Genomic DNA, 1406 nt, shown 5'->3' on the forward strand with positions numbered 1-1406 from the left:
CTTTATAGTAAAGATTTCGTTGCTAAGCTTGATTTCAAAGATAAGACTTATAATACACTTTATGATATAGGAGTTTAAATGGTAGAAGCTGTTGGTTTAGGATGGTTATTTGGTGTGATTTTCTTTTTTGGTTTCTTTTTTGGTAAAACATCAGGAGTTGTTAATATTGATTCTTTAGGCTCTTTAATCATCTTTTTAGCTATCTTTGCCTTGTTAAATTATTTCATAAGAATCAATATAAAAGAGTTTTTAAAATCTTATTTTTTAACATTTTTTATTATTTTTCTTATTACTATCATCATAGGATTTTATATAACTTATGGTGTTGATAATGTGGGACATTTTGTACTTATGGATCCTCCAGAAGTTAAGAAACTTTTGCCAGATGAGTATCGTATATATATTTGCATAGGATTTTTATTTGGTTGGATTTGCTATTTAACATTTTTTGCACCTTTTATAGTTCTTTGTTTATTACAAGCTTATTTTTTTAAATGCTATAGCACAGGAGTAAAACGTAAAAAAATAAGTTGGTTTATAGGGTTTGTATGTAGCTCTCCTTTTATATTAATGTTTTTTAATTATATAAATGATGGAAATATTTATTAGACTTTAAACTTTATAGTAAAGATTTCATTATCAAACTTAATTTTAAGAATCTTTTATGTTAAAAAACATTATAGTTTATAAAAATTTAATTTTAAGAAAAAATAAATGAAAGAAGCATTTATAACAAGACTTACTTTTTTAAGCAATGAAGATATAAACAAAATCAATAAAAATTCATCTATAGCATACTTAAAAGCTTTATATCAATGTGAGAATTCTATAGCTATAAATTACAAAAAGGAAGAACTTTTTACCCAAACCACTGCTACAAACAATCTAGGTTATAAAAATGATTTTACTAAAATATTTATCTTAGATAAAGAAAGCCTCAATGATACCTACCTTGATGCTAGAAAAAATCTTTACAAATCTATCAATACTTTAAAACAAGAAAGAAATGAAAATATAAAAAATATCCAAGCTTATTTAGATAAAGAAAATTCCTTACAAGATAATCCAAATAATCAAAGTTTGAATACTCAAAAAAATGATGTTAATTTAGCCTTAAATGAAGTATTTAACATAGAGCAATTTTATGATAAAAATACTAATACTATAGTTTTAACAACAAGCAATATAAAAATCATATTTTTAGATAAAGTAAATTTACAAGATTTGCAATCTAATGATAGTAATACTTCTTTTATTTCTATGTCAAATTTAATTCATATCTATGAGAATCATTGTGATATATTCACTAAAGATAAAAGTGTTTTAGATATAAATTTCATAGAAGAAAAATATCAAATAGATTTTAAAAGTTTAGATACCAAAATCTTCCTAAGCTCCACCCTTTT

Annotated in this window: 2 protein-coding genes; both read left to right on the forward strand. The window is 23.0% G+C overall.

Annotation, left to right across the window (positions count from 1 at the left end; all coding sequences use genetic code 11):
* Positions 1-78: 78 nt before the first annotated feature.
* The gene (locus H2279_RS08495; protein ID WP_337196274.1) at positions 79-609 is read left to right on the forward strand and encodes a hypothetical protein; all 531 of its coding nucleotides are present in this window, start codon (positions 79-81) and stop codon (positions 607-609) included.
* 105 nt (positions 610-714) lie between these two features.
* Positions 715-1406 (forward strand): hypothetical protein (locus H2279_RS08500; RefSeq protein ID WP_337196275.1); only part of this gene is annotated, 692 nt, incomplete at its 3' end.

This window comes from Campylobacter sp. B0100352/1, assembly GCF_020135855.1.
In the GTDB taxonomy this organism is placed as follows: Bacteria; Campylobacterota; Campylobacteria; order Campylobacterales; family Campylobacteraceae; genus Campylobacter_D; species Campylobacter_D taeniopygiae.

Excerpts from the sequence above, each read along its gene's own strand:
- H2279_RS08495 (WP_337196274.1), top strand. The coding sequence starts at position 79 with ATGGTAGAAGCTGTTGGTTTAGGATGGTTATTTGGTGTGATTTTCTTT.